13 protein-coding genes are annotated in these 20,056 nt (G+C 70.8%); 5 read left to right on the top strand and 8 right to left on the bottom strand.

Annotated elements, in window-relative coordinates; genetic code table 11:
* Position 1 precedes the first annotated feature (1 nt).
* Genes CG723_RS05540 through CG723_RS05530 form a run of 3 tightly spaced genes read left to right on the top strand, consistent with a single transcriptional unit; the run spans position 2 to position 2,368 of the window.
* Positions 2-1,078: a PDR/VanB family oxidoreductase gene (locus tag CG723_RS05540; RefSeq protein ID WP_100592095.1), complete on the top strand. Its 1,077-nt coding sequence runs from the start codon at positions 2-4 to the stop codon at positions 1,076-1,078.
* Between the two features lie 56 nt (positions 1,079-1,134).
* Complete coding sequence (locus CG723_RS05535) at positions 1,135-1,845, top strand: TetR/AcrR family transcriptional regulator (RefSeq protein ID WP_100592094.1); 711 nt, start codon at positions 1,135-1,137, stop codon at positions 1,843-1,845.
* Positions 1,846-1,849: 4 nt separating this feature from the next.
* Positions 1,850-2,368 (top strand): GNAT family N-acetyltransferase, encoded by a 519-nt coding sequence (locus tag CG723_RS05530; RefSeq protein ID WP_100592093.1) that lies wholly within the window; start codon positions 1,850-1,852, stop codon positions 2,366-2,368.
* A gap of 65 nt (positions 2,369-2,433) precedes the next feature.
* Here CG723_RS05530 and pulA read toward each other — a convergent pair whose 3' ends face one another.
* The 6 genes from pulA to CG723_RS05500 form a co-directional block, all read right to left on the bottom strand.
* On the bottom strand, positions 2,434-7,758 hold the full coding sequence (gene pulA, locus CG723_RS05525; RefSeq protein ID WP_100592092.1) for a pullulanase-type alpha-1,6-glucosidase: 5,325 nt from the start codon (positions 7,756-7,758) through the stop codon (positions 2,434-2,436).
* 145 nt (positions 7,759-7,903) lie between these two features.
* Positions 7,904-9,286 carry an alpha-amylase gene (locus tag CG723_RS05520; RefSeq protein ID WP_100592091.1) on the bottom strand — a complete coding sequence of 461 codons (1,383 nt, stop codon included), beginning with the start codon at positions 9,284-9,286 and terminating at the stop codon, positions 7,904-7,906.
* Positions 9,287-9,397: 111 nt separating this feature from the next.
* Positions 9,398-11,101, bottom strand: a complete 1,704-nt coding sequence (locus CG723_RS05515; RefSeq protein WP_100592090.1) for a glycoside hydrolase family 13 protein — start codon at positions 11,099-11,101, stop codon at positions 9,398-9,400.
* A gap of 52 nt (positions 11,102-11,153) precedes the next feature.
* Entirely contained in the window at positions 11,154-12,065 is a 912-nt protein-coding gene (locus CG723_RS05510) for a sugar ABC transporter permease (protein ID WP_100592089.1), read from the bottom strand.
* Between the two features lie 19 nt (positions 12,066-12,084).
* Positions 12,085-13,083 (bottom strand): carbohydrate ABC transporter permease, encoded by a 999-nt coding sequence (locus tag CG723_RS05505; RefSeq protein WP_100592088.1) that lies wholly within the window; start codon positions 13,081-13,083, stop codon positions 12,085-12,087.
* 105 nt (positions 13,084-13,188) lie between these two features.
* Positions 13,189-14,463: an extracellular solute-binding protein gene (locus CG723_RS05500; RefSeq protein WP_100592087.1), complete on the bottom strand. Its 1,275-nt coding sequence runs from the start codon at positions 14,461-14,463 to the stop codon at positions 13,189-13,191.
* Positions 14,464-14,898: 435 nt separating this feature from the next.
* On the opposite strand from CG723_RS05500, the gene CG723_RS05495 reads away from it, so the two are divergent.
* Together CG723_RS05495 and CG723_RS05490 are read left to right on the top strand one after the other, a co-directional pair.
* Positions 14,899-15,936, top strand: a complete 1,038-nt coding sequence (locus CG723_RS05495) for a LacI family DNA-binding transcriptional regulator (protein ID WP_267893685.1) — start codon at positions 14,899-14,901, stop codon at positions 15,934-15,936.
* Positions 15,937-16,029: 93 nt separating this feature from the next.
* Positions 16,030-16,893: a phosphatase PAP2 family protein gene (locus tag CG723_RS05490; protein ID WP_100592085.1), complete on the top strand. Its 864-nt coding sequence runs from the start codon at positions 16,030-16,032 to the stop codon at positions 16,891-16,893.
* Here CG723_RS05490 and CG723_RS05485 read toward each other — a convergent pair.
* Entirely contained in the window at positions 16,874-18,451 is a 1,578-nt protein-coding gene (locus CG723_RS05485; RefSeq protein ID WP_100592084.1) for an amidohydrolase, read from the bottom strand. The genes CG723_RS05490 and CG723_RS05485 overlap by 20 nt on opposite strands.
* A 55-nt stretch (positions 18,452-18,506) precedes the next feature.
* Positions 18,507-19,976: an APC family permease gene (locus tag CG723_RS05480; protein ID WP_100592083.1), complete on the bottom strand. Its 1,470-nt coding sequence runs from the start codon at positions 19,974-19,976 to the stop codon at positions 18,507-18,509.
* Positions 19,977-20,056 lie beyond the last annotated feature (80 nt).

Here is a 20,056-nt window from a genome sequence, read left to right as displayed (position 1 = left end):
CATGCCCCGCCTCCGCACCCCACGGCTGCGTACCGTCCTGCTCGTCACCGGCTCCGCCCTGCTCGCGCGCCGCGCCCTGCGCCGCCGCATCCAGGCGTCCCCGCTGTGGCCGATGCCCGCGCTCGACGAGCCGGTCTCGGGCCGTCCGCGCGCGCGTGCCCTGCGGCTCCTCGTCACGCGGCACGAGTCCGTCGCCGACGGTGTCGTCCAACTGCGCCTCGAGGGGCAGGACCTGCCCGCCTGGGAGCCGGGCGCGCATCTCGACCTCGTCCTGCCGTCGGGGCTGATCCGGCAGTACTCGCTGTGCGGCGACCCCGAGGACACCTCGTCGTACACGGTGGCGACGCGGCTCATCGAGGACGGCAGGGGCGGCTCGCGCGAGGTGCACGAGCAGCTGCAGGAGGGGTCGGAGGTCGAGGTGCGCGGCCCGCGCAACCGCTTCCCCCTCACCGCCGGCGCCCCGTCGTACGTGTTCGTCGCGGGCGGCATCGGCATCACGCCGGTCCTGCCGATGCTGCGGGCCCTCGAAGCCCGGGGCGCGGACTGGCGGCTGCTGTACGCGGGCCGCACGCGCGCGTCGATGCCGTTCCTGGAGGAGGCGGAGAAGCTCGGCGGCGAGCGGGGCAGGGTGCGCGTCGTCGCCGAGGACGAGGAGGGGCGCCCCGATCTGGCGGGCCTGCTCGCGGAGTCGGCACCGGACACCGCGGTCTACTGCTGCGGGCCGGAGGGGCTGATGGAGGCCGTGGCCGCGGCGCTTCCCGGCCACTGCGAGCTGCATCTCGAACGGTTCGCCCCGCACACGTCGGCCGACGGCAACGGGCCGTTCGAGGTCGAACTGCGGCGCACCGGCCGCACCGTCCCCGTACCGGCGGGCACTTCGGTGCTCGCGGCGGTGCGCGCCGAGGTGCCGAGTGTGTCGTACTCCTGCGAGCAGGGGTTCTGCGGGACGTGCCAACAGCGGGTCCTGGAGGGCGAGATCGACCACAGGGACGAGCTGCTCACGGACTCGGAGCGTGACGACTCGATGCTGATCTGTGTCTCCCGGGCGCGCGGGGAGCGGCTCGTGCTCGACCTGTGACCGGCTCGCGCGGACCGGCTCCGCACGGGGCCGGAATTGCTCGGTAGGGTGTTCGTATGACAACCGGGGTGCGCCGCAGGATGGGAGTCGAGGAGCGCCGGCAGCAGTTGATCGGGGTCGCACTCGAACTGTTCAGCCACCGCTCCCCCGACGACGTCTCCATCGACGAGATAGCCGCGGCCGCGGGCATTTCCCGGCCGCTGGTCTACCACTACTTCCCGGGCAAACTCAGCCTGTACGAGGCGGCGTTGACGCGCGCGGCGGAAGATCTCGGGCAGCGCTTCCTGGAGCCGCAGGAGGGTCCGCTCGGGGCCCGACTCGTCCGGGTCATGGGGCGGTTCTTCGACTTCGTGGACGAGCACGGGCCCGGCTTCTCGGCGCTGATGCGGGGCGGCCCCGCCGTCGGCTCGTCGACGACGAACGCGCTCATCGACTCGGTCCGGCAGGCCGCGTACGTCCAGATCCTCGCGCACCTCGGCGTCACCGACCCGCCGCCCCGCCTCGAGCTGGTGGTGCGCTCGTGGATCTCGCTCGCCGAGTCCACGGCGCTGATCTGGCTGGACGGGCGGTGCATCCCGCGCCGTGAGCTGGAGGCGCAGCTCGTGCACGACTTCGCGGCGCTCGCCGCGGTGAGCGCCGCGTACGACGAGGAGATGGCGGGGCTGCTGCGCCACATCCTGGCGGACGAGCCCGCCGACGGGACGTTCGGCGACCTCATCGCCCGGCTCGTCGCGCTCGCGCCCGCTCCCGCCCCTTCGGGATCCTGACTCCATGACGCCGCGGCTCACGTTCCGCAGGGCAGCCGACGGACCCGACGACCTCGCCGCGCTCGTCGCCCTGTACGACGGGGCGGCGCGCTGGATGGTGGAGCAGGGCATCGACCAGTGGCAGCCCGGCGAGAAGACCGAGGACCACTTCCGCCTCCGGATCAAGGAGGGCGAGGTCTGGTTCGCCGGCGACGCGCTTTCCGAAGGGGTCGGCGCGTACGAGCTGTGGTGGGACGACGAGCCCGCGTGGGGTGCCCGGCCGCCCGAGGCCGGCTATGTGCACCGCCTCATGGTGCGGCGCGGCGCTCCGCCCGGTACGGGCCGCGCGCTGCTCGCGCACGCCGAGGAGCGGGTCGCCGCCGCGGGCCGTGACCTGTGCCGCCTGGACTGTGTGTCGACGAACCCCCGGCTGCGGGCCTACTACGAGCGCGCGGGCTACGCGGTGGTGGGCGAGCAGCCGTTCAAGGCGGGTGCGGGCGGCAGCAAGTACGCGGTGACGCTCATGGAGAAGCGGGTCGGCTGACGCGGACGCCCGGCACGGCAGGGCTCGTCACCCTTGCCGTGCCGGGCGTCCGGCCTTCCTTCCGGTCAGCTCGTGAACACCGCCACCGTGCGTGCCGGAACCGTGAACGTTCCCGAACCGGCTTCGTACGAGGCCGACTTCACCGCGGAGTCGGCGCCCGCCGCCTGCACCGGATGCAGCCGGTACGAGGTGCCCGCCACCGCGCCGACGCGCTGCTCCTGCGTGCGCGGCGTGGCGTTGAAGACGACGACGAGGTCGCCGAGGCGCATGGTGATCACCCCGGGCGTCTCGTCCTTGCCGGAGAGCGGGAAGGACAGCTTCTCCTGCACCTGCCCGGCCGTGGCCAGGCCGAACGCCGGCTCCGTGGTGCGGATCTTCAGCAGGTCCCGGTACGCCGCCGATGTCCCTTCGATGTCCGCGCACTTCGCGGCGGGCACCGAGGTCAGCAGGGGTGTGGCGTAAGGCCACTTGTCCTTGTTGTCGGCGGCCGGGGGCAGTCCGCGCCCGAAGCCGTTGCCGTCGCGGCAGTCCCAGTGGACGGCGTTGAACCAGTCGCCGCTGTCGAAGGAGTTGCGGTCGAGGGACTTGGACCGCAGCAGGTCGGTGCCGGCCTGGGAGAGCGCGGGGCCCTGGGAGAGTGCGGCCGTCGCGAGGGCGAGGACCTGCATGCGCGAGCGGTCCGCCGGGGAGGTGGAGGCGGGCAGTTTGTAGGTGAGCGCGTCGTAGAGGGACTCGTTGTCGTGGGCGTCGGCGTAGGCGAGTGCGTCGCCCGGCGCGTCGGCGTATCCGGCGGGTGCGCCGTTGTAGTCGACGTCCGCGCCCTTGACCGTGCGGCCGTCGCTGCCGGTGAAGGTGTAGGCGGCGAGGTTCCCCGTGAGGCCGACCTTGATCAGGTCCTGGTAGTGCAGGAGGCGGGCCTTCTGCTCGGCCTCGGTGCCGTTCGCCTTCGAGGAGTTGGGGTCGGTGTAGAGGCCGGAGGCGAAGCCCTGGACGCCGGGGTCGGCGTCGAAGGGGCTGCCGCCGCGCACGGCGTCACGGGCGCGGTCGGAGAAGGTGGCGATGCCGGTGCCCGCCATGTTCTTCTGCGTGGCCTGTACGAAGCGGGCGTCGTCGGCGACCTCGCCGAAGTTCCAGCCCTCCCCGTAGAGGATGATCTTCTTGCCGTCGACGCCGTCCTTCTCGACGGTGAGCGCGTCGAGGGCCTTTCTGACGGCGAGGATGTTGGCCTTGGGATGGTGTCCCATCAGGTCGAAGCGGAAGCCGTCGACCTTGTACTCCTTGGCCCAGGTGACGATCGAGTCGACGACGAGCTTGCCCATCATCGCGTTCTCCGGGGCGGTGTTCGCGCAGCACGTGGAGGTGGCGACGGAGCCGTCGGCCAGCAGGCGCTGGTAGTAGCCGGGCACGATGCGGTCGAGCACCGACGTCTTCGCCTGGCCGCTCGCGGCGGTGTGGTTGTAGACGACGTCCATGACGACGCGCAGCCCGTCCACGTTCAGGGACTCGACCATCTGGCGGAACTCGACGGTGCGTGCGGTGCCGTCCGGGTCACTGGCGTAAGAGCCTTCGGGGACGGTGTAGTGGTACGGGTCGTAGCCCCAGTTGTAGGCGTCCTTGGCGGCGCCCTTGCCGACGCACTCCTGCTGCCGATCCGAGGCGGCACCGAAGGAGTTCAAGTCACAGTCCGGGGTGGCCTGTTCGGACTTCCTCTCGGGGATCGTGGCGATGTCGAACGCGGGCAGGAGATGCACGTACGAGGTGCCGGCCTTCGCCAGTACGCGCAGGTGCTCGCTGCCCTTGCTGTCCTTGTCGGTGAAGGCGAGGTAGGTGCCGGGGTGCTTCGCGGTGCGGTCCTCGACGGAGAAGTCGCGGATGTGGAGCTCCTGGATCTGCGCATCGCGCAGCGGCACGGCCTTCGGCTTCTTCAGGGCCGACCAGCCGGACGGGGCGAGGTTCCTCGCGTCCAGGTCGACGACGAGGCTGCGCTCCGAGTCGGCGGTGAGGGCGGTGGAGTACGGGTCGGTGACCTTGTTCGTGACGACCTTCTGGACGCTGGGCGCCCACACCTTCACGGCGTAGCGGTACTGCTTGCCCTGCCAGGAGCGCGGGCCCTTCACCGACCAGACGCCGGTCACGCCGTCGCGTCGCATGGCGACAGCGCGTCCGTCGAGGTCGAGGGCCACGGACTGGGCGGTGGGCGCCCAGACGGACAGGGTGACGCCGCTCTTGGTGAAGACGGGGCCGAGTGACGCCTTGCCGGCCTTCTGCGCGTACAGGTCGTCGAGCACTCCCGCTGTCTGTACGCCCGTCGCCGTGACGAGCGCGCCGTTGGCGATGCGCCGGGTGAGGATCAGCTGGCTCTTGAGGGCGTCGCCGACCCGGTCACGGTCGCGGGGGTCGACGGTGTAGGCGTCGTACTTCTTCAGCTGGGGGAAGCGGGCGAGCTGGGCGTCGGTGAGCCCGCCGGCGGCCTTGTTCAGCCGCAGCCACTGCCCCTCGCTGCTGAGCGCTCCGTCCTTGACGGTGATGCCGCCGTCGCGGTCGTACACGAGCTGGGCGGACAGGGCCGCCGTACCGTCAGCGGGCAGGGCGACCGTGTCGCGGTCGATCCACTGCGCCTCGGACTTCGCAAGGTCGAGGTCGGGCGCTCCGCCGGTCTGCGGCAGGACCGGACGGGGCTGTCCGGCGAGCAGCCACACCTCGTTGCCGTTGGCGGCGAGGTCGAGGGACTGGTCGGTGGGCAGGTCCTTCTCGTCTCCCTTGTGGAGGATGTAGCTCAGCGAGGTCGCGCCGTCGGCGAGCGGCACCTCGAAGGTGACGCCGTAGGCGTCCTTCTTCACGGGTTCGAGGGGCTTGGACCAGTCGGTGGGGTTCTTGGCGCCGGTCCAGGTGTGCAACCCCCAGCCGTCGTAGTCGCCGTCGGCACGCTGGTAGTGCAACACTGCCTTGGTCTTGTCCTGCGGCGGGTAGGTGCCGTCGGGGGCAGTCGTGGCCTGGCCGTCCTTGCCCTGCTCGACCCAGACCTCACCGGTCGCGCCGAGGTCGATGGTGCGCTGCGGCCCGTCGGCGGCGCCGCTCCTCTCGACGGTGTACGTGAGGCTGCCGGAGCCGGCGTCCTTGTCGAGCTTCACCCAGGCGAAGGCGCCGTAGGCGTCCCGGCCGGTGAAGTCCCCCGTTCCGGCGGGCGACTTGAGCTGCCAGCCGTCGTAGTCGCCGTCGGTCCGCTTGTAGTGGACGACGGCGTAGGCGCGGTCGACGGAGCTGGGCTTCGCGGGCGCGGGTGCCTGCCCCGCCGTCGACGCGGCGAGGTCACTGGCGGTGCGTCCGGCGCGGTCGACCACAACTGCCTTGTACCGCAGGGGTGTTCCGGCCGCCACCGTGTCAGGGATGTGCTGGGTGATCCGGTACGGCGCGTGGTCGACGGAGCCGAGGGTGTGCCAGGCGCCGTTGCCGGTCTGGGCGGCGAAGACCACGCGGTTCAGCTGCCCGCCATCGGTGTCTGCCTGGAGGTTCACGGTGCCGGTGGCCCCGGCGGCGGGCGCGTGGAGGGTGACCGCGGGCTTGGCGGCGGGGGCGGGCAGCGGCTTGGCGGCCTTGTAGACGACGGCGGAACCGGCGGGGACGGTGACGGTGACGTCCTTGCCGGAGCCGCTGGTCAGGGGCTTTTCGGCGCCGTAGATGCCGTCGAAGCGGGTGCCGGCCGAGCCGGTCGCGAAGGTGGCGTCCTGGGCCTCGGCGGCGTTGTTCAGGGCGACGACGTACTCGGTGCCGGTCTTCGGGTCCGTGCGCGAGAAGGCGTACACGGAGCCCTTGGCGTAGCGCTCGGTCTGGACGCCGTCGGCCAGGGCCGGGTTGTCCCTGCGGAGCTTTCCGAGGGCCGCGATCTCCTTGTAGAGCGGTGCGCTCGTGTCGTAGGAGTCCTCGGCGTGGGTGCGGTTCGTGCCCAGTTCGTCGTCGTCGAGGTAGTCGTCGACCTTGGAGGCGAACATGGTCTGCCGGGCGTCCTTGTCACCGCCGGAGCCGGTGAAGCCCTGCTCGTCGCCGTAGTAGACGACGGGGTTGCCGCGCGACAGGAACATCACGGCGTTGGCGAGCCGGTCGCGGCGCACGAGGTCGGCGTCGGACGCCTTCGGGTCGTCGGCCTTGAGGAAGGAACCGATGCGGCCCATGTCGTGGTTGCCGAGGAACGTGACCTGCTCGTACGCGTTCGCCCTGCCGGAGGCGTACTTGTAGTCGTCGGCGAAGACCTTGGCGAGCCGGTCGGCGGAGGCGCCCTGGGAGGCGTAGGCGCGGGCCGCGTCCTGGAAGGGGAAGTCGAGGGTCGCGTCGAGGCGGCCGCGGGTGACGTACGGGGACGTGACGTCGGTGTCGGCGGAGTACACCTCGCCGAACATGAAGAAGTCGGGCCTGCCCTGCTTCTTCGCGTACGCGTCGAGGGCGGTGGCCCACTGCGTCCAGAAGTCCAGGTCGACGTGTTTGACGGTGTCGATGCGGAACCCGTCGATGTCGAAGTCCCGCACCCACCGCTCGTAGATCTTCTCCATGCCGGAGACGACCTCGGGCCGCTCGGTCCACAGGTCGTCGAGCCCGCCGAAGTCGCCGTACTCGGCGCTCTCCCCGGCGAAGGTGGAGTCGCCCCGGTTGTGGTACATCGCCGGGTCGTTGAGCCACGCGGGCACCTTCTGCCCGGTGTTCTTCGGGGTGTACGGGAACGAGTCGGCGTCGACCTTGCGCACGCCGTCCCGGTCGTCGAAGGGGCGGCCCTGGGTGTCGAGGTAGGGGTAGGCGCCCTTGGGGCGGTAGCCGTACTCCTTCTCGGCGTAGTCGACGGTGTCGGCGGTGTGGTTGGTGATGACGTCGAAGAAGACCTTCATGCCCTTGGCGTGGGCGCGGGCGATCAGCTTCGTGAGGTCCGCGTTGGTGCCGAAGTGCGGGTCGACCTGCGTGAAGTCGGTGATCCAGTAGCCGTGGTACCCGGCGGAGGCGTCCTTGCCTTCGCCCTGGACGGGCCGGTTCTTGAAGATCGGGGCGAGCCAGATGGAGGTGGTGCCGAGGCCCTTGATGTAGTCGAGCCGCTCGGTCAGGCCCTTGAGGTCGCCGCCCTGGTAGAAGCCCTTGTCCGTGGGGTCGTAGCCGGTGGACGAGCGTGAACCGGTGAGCCCGCCGCGGTCGTTGGAGGTGTCGCCGTTCGCGAAGCGGTCCGGCATGACGAAGTAGAACTGCTCGCGGGTGAGGTCGTGCCGCGCGGGCGCGGCGGCGAGCCGGGCGTCGGACGGGGGCGCGGGCGCCCTCTCGGCGGCCGCCGCCAGGGGCAGGGCCGGGGCCAGGGCCGCGCACAGGGCGACGGCGAGGACGGCCGCTGTTCTTCGCGGCAGGGCGGGGCGTATCACGGGAACTCCTCGACGGGAGGGAGGCGGCGGGAGGGACACGGGGGACGCGCGGGTGCGCGGACAGGGCCGCCCGGCGCGAGCGGGGAGGACGCGCCGGGCAGCCGGAACGGGGGTTACGGGGAAAGGGGCGGGGTCGGGATCCGGGTCAGCAGCCGGACTTGCCGGCGTACAGGGCGAGAGCCGCGTTCGACCCGAGCGTCGCCGTGAACTGGCCCGAACTGTTCACGCTCACCGCCTTGTTGCTCTGCACATCGCAGTACGTGCCCGCGGCGAGCGACGTCTGGTAGGTGCGGGTGAGCGCGGCGGACTCGTGGTTGATCGCGACGTAGCCCTTGCCGCCGCGGCCGAAGGCGATGGCGTCGGCGCCGTTGTCCCACCAGTCGGTGACGGACTGGCCGCGGGTGGCGTTGCGGAAGGCGACCATGGACTGGATCTCGGGCCAGGCGTGCTGGCACTTCCAGCCGTCCTGCCAGCAGGCGTTCACCGTGCCGCCGTTGGGCGGCCCGGCGTCCTTGTCGGTCCATTCGTAGCCGGAGTTGATGTCCGGCGATCCGTAGGGCCAGGCCAGCATGAAGACGTTCGCCAGGGTGTAGTCGGCGCCGTCCTTGTAGTTGAGGGTGTCGCCGCCGCGCTCGGTGTCGTGGTTGTCGACGAAGACGGCGGACTGGCCGGAGGCCATATAGCCCCAGCCCTCGCCGTAGTTCTTCAGATAGGCGAGGTTCTCGTTCTGGAAGACGCGCTTGAGGTCGCGGGCGTACCGGAACTCCTGGACGTCGCCGGTGCCGGTGTACTCACTGGGCGAGACGGCTTCACCGGCGCCGTAGATCGCCTCCTGCTTCCAGTAGGCGTTCGGGTTGCTGAGCCGCGACTTGATGTTGGCGAGGTCGGCGGCGGCGATGTGCTTGGCGGCGTCGATCCGGAACCCGTCGACGCCGAGCGAGAGGAGGTCGTTCATGTACGCGGCGATGCGGCCGCGCACGTACTCCTCGCCGGTGTCGAGGTCGGCGAGGCCGACGAGCTCGCACTCCTGGACGTTGAAGCGGTCCTGGTAGTTACTGATCTGCGCGGTGCAGTTGTCCATGTCGGCGGCCGAGTAGGTGCCGGGGTAGTCGTACTTGGAGTACGCGGAGCCGCCGGTGCCGGTGCCCGATCCGGCCGCCATGTGGTTGATCACGGTGTCCGTGACGACCTTGACGCCGGCCGCGTGGCAGGTGTCGACCATGTTCTTGAAGGCAGTACGGTCCCCGAGCCTGCCCGCGATCTTGTAACTGACGGGCTGGTACGAGGTCCACCACTGGGAGCCCTGGATGTGCTCCTGGGGCGGCGAGACCTGGACGTATCCGTAGCCCGCGGGGCCGAGCCGGGCGGTGCACTCCTTCGCCACCGAGTCGAACCGCCACTCGAAGAGGACGGCGGTGACGTCCTTGGCGCCGGGCGGGGCCGCCTGGGCCGTCCCGGCGGATCCGGCGGCCCCTATGAGGGTGCCGGCCGCGAGGGCGAGAGCGGCCGCCCGCGATCTGATAGCCATGTTTCCTCCTGCACGTCGGTGTGCTGATGAGGTGTCCCTGCCAATTCGCAGGGGGCTGTGGGGGGATACTCTCCCCGGCCGCGCGGGGGCCGGGGAGAGCGGTTCAGAACGTCAGACCGTCCACCACACGGTCGTGTCGGCGGGGACCAGCGTGTGACCGTCACCGATCTCGATGTCGTCGTCGGCCGAGCTGGTGAGCAGGACCCGGCCCGACACGGTCATGCGCACCGCGGCGCCGGTCGTGTTCGCGACGCACACGAACGCCTCGCCGCCGTCGCCCGACTCCCGCCGGAAGGCGAGCACGCCCTCGGGCGCCTTCAGCCACTCGACGAAGTCACCCGCGCCGAGCGCCGGGTGCGCGCGCCGCACGGCCAGCGCCGAGCGGTACATCTCCAGGGTCGAGCCGGGCACCCCGGTCTGCGCCTCCACGCTCAGCGCGCCCCAGCCCGCGGGCTGCGGCAGCCATGAACCGCCCGCCCCGAAGCCGTACGAGGGCCCGTCGACGGTCCACGGGATCGGCACCCGGCATCCGTCGCGGAAGCCGTCCTGCCCGGCCGCACGGAAGAACGAGGGGTCCTGGCGCACCTCGTCCGGCAGGTCGACGACGTCGGGCAGGCCGAGCTCCTCGCCCTGGTAGACGTACGCGGAGCCGGGCAGCGCCAGCATCAGCAGGGTCGCGGCGCGGGCACGGCGCAGGCCGAGCGCCGGGTCCCCGGCGACGCGCTGCTGGGTACCGAGGCCGGGCGGGTTGGCGTAGCGCGTGGTGTGCCGGGTGACGTCGTGGTTGGACAGGACCCAGGTGGCGGGGGCGCCGACGGGCCGCATCGAGTCGAGGGAGCGGTCGATGATGTCGCGCAGCTCTGTCGCGTCCCAGTAGGAGGACAGGTACTGGAAATTGAAGGCCTGGTGCAGCTCGTCGGGGCGCACGTAGTTCGCGGTGCGCTCGACGGTCGGGGTCCACGCCTCGGCGACGAAGATGCGCTCGCCCGCGTACTCGTCGAGGATCAGGCGCCAGGCGCGGTAGACGTCGTGCACGCCGTCCTGGTCGAAGAACGGCATGACGTCGTTGCCGAGCAGCTTCAGTTGTTCGTGCGCGCCGAGGTCGGGCAGGCCCTCGGCCTTGACGAGGCCGTGCGCGACGTCGATGCGGAAGCCGTCGACGCCCATGTCGAGCCAGAACCGCAGGATGGAGCGGAACTCGTCGCCGACGGCGGGGTGTTCCCAGTTGAGGTCGGGCTGCTCGGGCGCGAAGAGGTGGAGGTACCACTCGCCGTCGGCGACGCGGGTCCAGGCGGGGCCGCCGAAGATGGACTCCCAGTCGTTGGGCGGCAGTTCACCGCTCGCGCCCTTGCCCGCCCGGAAGTGGTAGCGCTCGCGCAGCGGCGATCCTGGTCCTTCGGCGAGGGCCCGCTTGAACCACTCGTGCTGGTCGGACGAGTGGTTGGGCACCAGGTCGACGATGACGCGCAGGTCAAGGCCGTGCGCGTCGCGGATCACGGCGTCCGCGTCGAGGAGGGAGCCGAACATGGGGTCCACGGCACGGTAGTCGGCGACGTCGTAGCCGGCGTCCGCCTGCGGGGACGCGTAGAACGGGCTGAGCCACACCGCGTCCACGCCGAGGTCTCTGAGGTGCGGGAGCCGGGCGCGGATGCCTTCGAGGTCGCCCATGCCGTCGGCGTTGCTGTCGGCGAAGCTGCGCGGATAGACCTGGTAGATCACCGCGTCGCGCCACCAGCCGGTGGACGCCTGCGCGGGAACGGAGGTCGAGGCGGAGGCCGCGCCGGCCTGCGCCGTGTCGGCAGTGTGCTGACTCATGGTGTCCTTGCTGCGTCAGGGGTTTGCGTGCGGGCGGGCGGAGCGGCGGGGCTCAGCCCTTGGTGCCGCCCGCCGTGAGGCCGGTGACCAGGTTCCTCTGGACAAGGTAGAAGAACGCGGACACCGGAATGGCGATCAACACCGCAGTCGCCGCCATGTAGTTCCACTGCGCGTCGTGCTCGCTGACGAAGCTGCGCAGGCCCACGGCGAAGGTGTACTTCTCGTCGTCGAGCATGAACGTGGAGGCGAAGGCGACCTCGCCGAACGCGGTGATGAAGCTGTAGAACGCGGCGACCGCGAGGCCCGGCTTGGCCAGCGGGACGATCAGCCGGGCGAAGGTGCCGAACGGCGAGAGCCCGTCGATGCGGCCGGCCTCGTCGATCTCGTACGGGATGGTGTCGAAGTAGCCCTTGAGGAGCCACGCGCAGTACGGCACCGCGGTCGAGCAGTACACGAGGATGAGGCCGCCGTACGTGTCGATCAGGCCGAGGTCGCCGAGGATCTCGTACATCGGCACGATCAGGACGGCGATCGGGAACGCCTGCGTGAGCAGCAGGACCCACATCAGCTTGCGGTGGCCGGGGAAGCGCATGCGCGAGACGGCGTAGCCGGTGGTGGCGGCGAACAGGACGCCGACGACCGTCGTGCCCAGGGACACGATCAGCGTGGACTGGAGCCACTTGAAGAAGTTGGTGTGCTCCAGGACGAACGAGTAGTTCGAGAAGGTCGCCTTGTCGAGGATGCGTCCGGGGTGGAGGTAGTCGTCCTTGTCCGGGCCGAGCGACAGATAGACCAGCCAGGCGATCGGGAACAGGGCTGTCAGGCTCGCGACGCTCAGCACGCCGTGCGACAGGAACGTCGCGAGGCGGCTGCGCTCGCCGCGCCGGCGCACGCGGCGCGGGCGGACGGTGTCGGTGACCGGCTGCGCGCCGGTCGCCGGGGTGTCGACGGTCGTGGTGCTCATGGGGGCGGCTCCTGCGGCGTCAGGCGAGCTGCTCATTGCGGTTCAGCCAGCGGTAGTAGAAGGACGTGAAGACGGCGAGGAGCGACAGGAGCAGCACGCCGTACGCGGCGGACTGGGCGTAGTCGCGCGGCTGCTGGCCGAAGCCCAGGTAGTAGGCCCAGGTGACGAGGATCTGGGCGTCGGGCGCGGTGTTGCCGAACAGCAGGAAGATGACGTTGAACTGGTTGAACGTCCAGATGACGCCGAGCAGTACGACGGTGGAGCTGACCGACCGCAGGCCGGGCAGTGTGACGTTCCAGAAGCGCTGCCAGGGGCTCGCGCCGTCCATCTCCGCGGCCTCGTAGAGCACCGGGTCGATCGACTGGAGGCCGCCGAGCAGCGACACCATCATGAACGGCACGCCGCACCAGGTGTTGACCAGGATGGCGGCCGAGCGCTGGAAGAAGGTGTCCTCGAGCCACTGCGGCTGCGGCAGGTGCAGCGAGCCGAGCACGGAGTTGATGATCCCGGAGTCGGACAGCATGATCCGCCACGAGAACACGGTGACGAACGTCGGTACGGCCCACGGCAGGATGAGCAGCAGCCGGTAGAAGGTGCGCCCGCGCACCTTCTGGTTGAGCAGCATCGCGAGGCCGAGCCCGATGACGTAGTGCAGGGCGACGCAGAGCGCCGTCCACACGATCGTCCAGATGAAGTGCGACCAGAAGCGGTCGTAGGAGGTCGGGCCCCACAGGATGTCGGCGTAGTTGTCGAGCCCGATGAACTGGTACGTGGCGTCGATGTGGTTGACGCCGATCGTGCGCGCCGAGTTGAGGCTGTCGGCGTCGGTGAGCGTCAGGTAGAAGCCGCGTACCAGGGGATAGATCACGAGGACCCCGAGCACGACGACGACCGGCGCGATCATCGCGTACGCGTACCAGTGCTTCTGGTACGAGCGCCGCAGGCGCCCGAACGGGCCGGGGCGCGGCGCGCGGCCGCCGCGCGTCTTGGCGGCCGTGCTGTCGACGGCGACTGTCATGGTTCGGCACCTTCTGGGGATCGGCTGCTCAGTGCGTGCGGCGCGGCGCCGCCGGTTCCGCCCGCCCCCTCGCGGGCGGAACCGGCGGCAGCCGTCAAAGAGGGGTCACTTGCTGAAGTCGGGGACCAGCTTCACGTACGCGTTCTGCGCGTTGCCGATGCCCTTGTCCAGGGACTCCTTGCCTCCGGCGACCTTGGGCCACTCGGTGTCGAGCGGGGCCCACAGCGAGCTGTACTCGGGCAGTTCGGGGCGCGGCTGGGCGGTGGTGAGGACCTTCTGGAAGCCGGCGATGCCCGGGTCGGTGACGACCTTCGTGGTGTACGCGTCCTGGCGCGTGGGCAGCGTCGAGTTCTTGAGGGCGATCTGCTCCTGCGTGGCCGCGGAGGTCATCCACTTCACGAACTTGAGCGAGGCCTCCTGGTGGGCCTTGTCCGAGCCGGCGTAGACCGAGAGGTTGTGGCCGCCGGTGGGGGCGCCCGCCTTGCCGGTGGAGCCGGCCGGGACGGTCGCGATGCCCAGGTTCTCCTTGTCCTTGAACGCGGAGCCCTTGTAGAAGTTGGTGATCTCCCACGGGCCCTGGATGATCGCGGCGACCTTGCCGTTCACGAACGCGTCCTGGATGTGGGCGTACGCGTCGGCGGTGGCGTCGGCCTTGTGCAGGCCCTTGCCGTCGAAGAGGCCCTGCCAGGTGGTGAGGCCCTTCTTGGCCTCGGGCGAACCGATGGTGATCTTCTTCGCGGTGGCGTCGACGGTGTCGCTGCCCTCGCCGTACAGGAACGGCATCGAGTAGTAGCCCTGCGTGGAGCCCCAGTAGCCGTCGACGCCCGTCTTCGACTTGATCTTGGCCGCGTCGGCCTTCAGGTCGGCCCAGCTGGCGGGCGGCAGGTCGATGCCGGCCTTCTTGAAGAGGTCCTTGTTGTAGACGAGGGCCAGGGTGTCGGTGACCAGCGGCGTGCCGTAGGTCTTGCCGTCGAACTGGGCCTGCTTGATCAGGCTCGGCTGGAACTTGTCCTTCTCGGCGAGGGCCTCGGTGCCGTCGAGCGGCAGGAGGTAGCTCTTCTTCGCGAAGGCCGGCGTCCAGCCGACCTCGGCGCGCAGCACATCGGGGGCTCCCTTGGAGCCCGCGGCGGTGTCGAACTTGTTCTGCGCCTGGTCGAAGGGGACGTTGACGTAGTTGACCTTGATGCCGGAGTTCGCCTTCTCGAACTCTTTGACCAGGGCCTTGTACGTCGGCGCCTCGTTGGTGGCGTTGGACGTGTCCCACCACGTGATGGTGACGGGCCCAGAGGCCTTGTCACTGCCGCTGTCGCTTCCGCCGCAGGCCGTCGCCGCGAGGGCGAGGGACGCCACCAGCGCGGTGGCCGCTATGCCACGCCGCATGAGATCTCCTAGAGGGTGAAAGCCCGAAGTGGTGGGAGACGGTCCCGTCCGTACCCCTTGCCGACTCGCCGACCGCACCGTTGCCGCCGCCGGGCGACGTGAACGTAACAGCGTTGCAAGCACGGCGAAAGACCTTGCAGAAAAATATTGCAAGGAGATCCAGTCGGTTATCGGTCCGTGACCTGCACTCCGGTGCGTGCGGACACGTTGCCGGGCCTGACAGGCCATGGATGCCTTGTGCAAGAATCTGCAAGCTCTTGCTACACCGGGCCGGCGCGGGGATCATCGGAACCCCATGGGCCCCACGCGAGCCACATGCCAGTCACACGAGGGAGCGCCATGACGCAGCAGTCCGCAGCGGGCCGTTCAACTGCCCGCACGCGGCAACCGGTTGACGGTGGGCAGTCCGGCACGCGACCGGTACAGTCCCATCCCGTGACCGCGCGACTGGCCGACATCGCAGCGCAGGCGGGGGTCAGCGAGGCGACGGTCAGCCGGGTGCTCAACGGCAAGCCGGGGGTGGCCGCGGCCACCCGCCAGTCCGTGCTCGCCGCGCTCGACGTCCTCGGCTACGAGCGGCCCGTGCGGCTGCGCCAGCGCTCCGCGGGACTGGTCGGCCTGATCACGCCGGAGCTGGAGAACCCCATATTCCCGGCGCTCGCCCAGGTCATCGGCCAGGCCCTGACCCGCCAGGGCTACACGCCGGTCCTCGCCACACAGACCCCCGGCGGCTCCACCGAGGACGAGCTCACGGAAATGCTCGTCGACCGGGGCGTCTCCGGCATCATCTTCGTCTCCGGGCTGCACGCCGACACCTCGGCGGACATGCAGCGCTACGAGCAACTGCGCGCGCAGGGCGTGCCGTTCGTGCTGGTGGACGGCTTCTCGCCGAAAGTGCAGGCACCTTTCATCTCCCCGGACGACCGGGCCGCGATGAAGCTCGCCGTCACCCACCTCGTCTCGCTGGGTCATACGCGGATCGGGCTCGCCCTGGGCCCGAAGCGGTTCGTGCCGGTCCAGCGGAAGATCGAGGGCTTCGTACGCACGATGCAGGACCTCCTGCCCCTGTCCGCCGAGGAGATCGAGCGGGATCTGGTGCAGCATTCGCTGTACACGCTGGAGGGCGGGCAGGCGGCGGCCACGGCGCTCATCGACCGGGACTGCACGGCGGTCGTGTGCGCCAGCGACATGATGGCCCTCGGCGCCATAAGGGCGGCGCGGCAGCGAGGCCTCGACGTCCCGTCCGACGTCTCGGTGGTCGGCTTCGACGACTCCCCGCTGATCGCCTTCACGGACCCGCCCCTGACCACGGTGCGCAAGCCGGTACCGGCGATGGGCCAGGCCGCGGTCCGCACGCTCCTGGAGGAGATCGGCGGGACGCCGGCACCGCACAGCGAATTCGTCTTCATGCCCGAACTGGTGGTCCGCGGTTCAACCGCTTCGGCCCCTGGGGACCGTGTGCCGCGCCCCTAGGTAGCCACTCCTCCGCAGGGCGTAGAGCATGCGTGGACGACCCACCCGGGGGATGATCGAGCGGGGGGTCGGAATCTGGCAGACTCTGTCCCTATGGGTGAATCGACCGTGACGACACTGGAAGGCCGGCAGGGGCCCACCACATCACCCATGGCGGATGACCGCCGCGATGGGCGGGGACTCCTCGGCCGTATACGCGCACCGCGTCGCCCCAGGCTCTGGTTCGAGATCCTGCTGATCGCGGTGAGCTACTGGACGTACTCCCTGATCCGCAACGCCGTTCCGGAGCAGCGTTCGCAGGCTCTGAGCAACGCCGACTGGATCTGGCGGATGGAGCACCACCTCTCCATCGCCGTCGAGGAGAACGTCAACCACGCCGTGAATTCGGTGACATGGCTCATCGTCGGCATGAACTACTACTACGCGACACTGCACTTCATCGTCACGCTCGGTGTGCTCGTCTGGCTCTTCCGCTACCATCCCGGCCGCTATGCGGCGGCCCGGCTCGCGCTCTTCGCGACGACGGCGGTCGCCCTGGTCGGCTACTACCTCTACCCGCTCGCCCCGCCCCGCCTGATGAACGGCGGCCACTTCGTCGACACGGTCGCGGTCCACCACACCTGGGGCTCGATGGCGTCCGGCGACCTGAAACACATGTCGAACCAGTACGCGGCGATGCCGTCCATGCACATCGGCTGGTCCCTGTGGTGCGGCCTGACGATCTTCGCCCTGGCCTCGGCGCCGTGGGTGCGGATCCTCGGACTCCTGTACCCGGCACTGACCCTGGTCGTCATCGTCTCGACCGCGAACCACTTCTGGCTGGACGCGGTGGGCGGCATGGTGTGCCTCGCGTTCGGTTTCACGATGGCGCGGATCTGGTACGGGGCGCTCCCCCACACCATGCCGCGCCTCGTGCACGCGCCCGCCACGTCCGGGGTCACGCCCCCCGGTACGTGATGTGACCACCGACCGCCGTCAGGCGGACCGGCGCCTGCGCCACCTCGTCGGCCGGGGCCTCGACCGGGTCGAGGCCGAACGCCGTGAGGTCGGCCCGCAGACCGGGGGCGATACGCCCCGCGTCCTCACCGGCGGCGAGCGCCGCGTGTGACGTGCAGCCCTCCAGCGCCATGAGCCCTGTCAGCCCCTGCGCGGGCCCGGCGGCGCCCTCGGGGACGCGGGCCATGGACAGGACCCGGCGCACGTCGTAGTGCGCGATCGGCCAGTCCGAGCCCAGTGCGAGAACCGCGCCCGCGTCCCGCAGGTCCCGGATGCGCCAGGCGCGCGAGGCCCGGTCCGTACCGAGGCGCTTCGACCACTCGTCGCCGTGGTCGCCGCGGGTGTACGCGGTGTGCGGCGGCTGCATCGACGCGGCGACGCCGAGCGCGGCGAACCGCGGGATCGTGTCGTCGGGGACCGTCTCGATGTGCTCGATCCGGTGCACGCCCCGGCCGCTCCCGCCCAGGGACTCGACGGTGTCCAGGACGTGCCGCACGGCCGCGTCCCCGATCGCGTGGGTCGCGGTGCCGACGCCCGCCGCGTGCAGGTACCGCACCGCGTCCGCGTACGCCTTCGGGTCCGGCCAGAACGCGTCGGTGCCCTGGCCGTGACAGTCCGCGTGCTCCAGCCACGCGGTGCCGCCCTCGACGGTGCCGTCCATGAAGAACTTGACCCCGCCGACCCGCCAGTGCCGCCCGGCCTCGCGCTGGACGGCGATCAGCTCGTCCAGGCCGGCCTTGTCGACGCCCGGCATGCACCAGGGCGCGAGTCGCAGCCGCAGCGGCAGCACGGCCTCCTCCTCGACCGAGGCCAGCAGCTGCGGTACGTCGCCGTGGCCGAGGTCCATGACGTGGGCGCCGGTCAGGCCCGTGGCGGCCATGTCGGACAGCAGGGCGAGCAGCCCGGTGCGGCGCTCGGCGAACGAGGGCCTCGGCATGACGGCGAGCATCAGGTCCATCGCGGCGTGCTCGACGAGGTGCCCGGTCGGGCGGCCGTCCGCGTCGCAGACGATCTCCGCGCGCTGGACGAACTCGCGCGGCCCGGTGATCCCGGCCGCCTCGAGCGCGGCCCCGCTCGCCAGGGCGGAGTGCCCGTCGTAGAGGCGGACGAAGGCGGGAGCGCCGTCGAGTACGTCCTCGATCAGGGCGCGGTCGACGGGACGGCCGCCGAACGCGTTGTGGTCGAGCCCCCAGGCGACGACCCAGCCGTCGACGCGGGGCGCCGAGCGCAGGGCCGCCCGCAGGTCGTCCGGGTTCCGTACGCCGGACAGGTCGGTGCCGGTCGCCATCTCCAGGCCCCACACCGGGTGGCTGTGCGCGTCGACCAGGCCGGGCACGAGGGTCGCGCCGGTGAGGTCGACGCGTTCCGTGCCCGGTCCGCGCCAGTCGCGTACGACGTCCTCGGTGGCGCCGACGGCGGCGATGAGACCGTCGCGGACGGCCACGGCGGTCGCCTCGGGGTGCGCGGGGTCGAGGGTGCGGACGCGGGCGCCGGTGAGGAGGAGGTCGGCTGCGGGCATGGGGGTGAACTCCGTTCGGGGTGGGGCTGTGTTCCGTAGGGGCGGGCTCTGCGGCCTACGCGTCGGTGGACGGTTCCGCCGCGAAGCGCTCGTACACGTCCGGCTTGGTGCGGCGCAGGCGGCGGGCGAGGGCGACGCCGAGGACGAAGACGGCGGGGGCCACGGCCATGAGGACCATGTTGACGAGGGAGGACGCGCCCGTGAACAGGTCGAGGTGGGTGCAGACCAGCACGATCGCGATGCTGAGGAGCACCGTCGCCGCGATCGGCGCGACGACCGTGCGCAGCACGCCCTCCTCGTGGGTGATGCGGCGGAAGTAGAACGGCACGGCGATCGCGGCGAGCAGCTGGAGCGCCATCAGGCCGATCATGCCGGGGGTGTTCACCCACAGGAGCAGCTGCGCGTACGGGTCGGCGCCCGCGGCCCAGAAGGCGAGGACGACGGCCGCGCCGAGCACGGTCTGCGCGACGCCCGCGACGTACGGGGAACGGTGCTTGGCGTGGACCGTGCCGAAGGCCTTCGGCAGGACGCCCTCCTCGGCGAGCGCGAGCCCGTAGCGGTTGATCGCGTTGTGGAAGGCGAGGAGCGAGGCGAGGACGCTGGTGACGATGAGGATGTGCATCAGGTCGGCCGCCCAGCCGCCCACGAAGGTGGTGATGGCGGAGAAGAACAGGCCGGCCGGGTCGCTGCCTGCCGCCTCGACGACGTGGGCGTCGCCGAAGGCCTGGATGACGGTCCAGACGATGAACGCGTAGAACAGGCCGAGGAAGGCGACCGCGATGTAGGTGGCGCGGCGCACCGTGCGGCCGGGGTCGCGGGCCTCGCGGCGGTAGATGACGGTCGACTCGAAGCCGGTGAACGCGGCGAAGGCGAAGGCGAGTACGGCGGCGGTACCCGGGACGAGCACGTTGCCCGGCGCGAAGGACGCGGCGGACAGGCCGTGCGCGCCGCCCTTGAGGAGCACGCCGCCCGCGAGCAGGACGAGGATGCCGGTCTCGGCGCAGAGCAGGACGCCGAGGAGCTTGGCTCCGAAGTCGATGGACCGGAAGCCGCCGTACCAGATGAGCACGAGCCCCGCGAGGGACACGGGCAGCCAGGGGATGTCGATGCCGAAGAGGGCGTGCAGGGTGTCCTGCGTGGCGGTGCCCAGCAGGCCGTAGACGCCGATCTCCATGCCGTTGTAGCCGACCATGGCCAGCAGGGCGGCGCCGATGCCGACGGAGCGGCCGAGGCCGCGCGTGATGTACGCGTAGAAGGCGCCCGCGCTGCGGACGTGGCGGCTCATCGTGGTGAAGCCGACGGCGAAGACGGCGAGCGTCAGGCCGGCGAGGAGGTAGCCGACGGGGGCGCCGATGCCGCCGAGCGCGATGGCGAACGGGGCGACGCCTGCCATGACGGTGAGCGGGGCGGCGGCGGAGACGACGAAGAAGGCGATGTCGGCGGTGCCGAGGGTGCCGGCGCGCAGGGTGGGTTCCGCGGCGGTGGCGGTCGCGCTGTTCTGCGTCTGCGGTGAGGTTACGGGCATGGGGAAGGAAGCCCTTCTGGCGGCGGGGGACGGGGGTCCCGGAGGCGTCGCCCCGTGGCCGGGAAGCGAAACCTAAAGGC

This window comes from Streptomyces sp. CB01635 (genome assembly GCF_002803065.1).
Taxonomy (GTDB): domain Bacteria; phylum Actinomycetota; class Actinomycetes; order Streptomycetales; family Streptomycetaceae; genus Streptomyces.
Note: the sequence above shows the minus strand (reverse complement) of the source record. Positions and strands in the feature narration are given on the sequence as shown.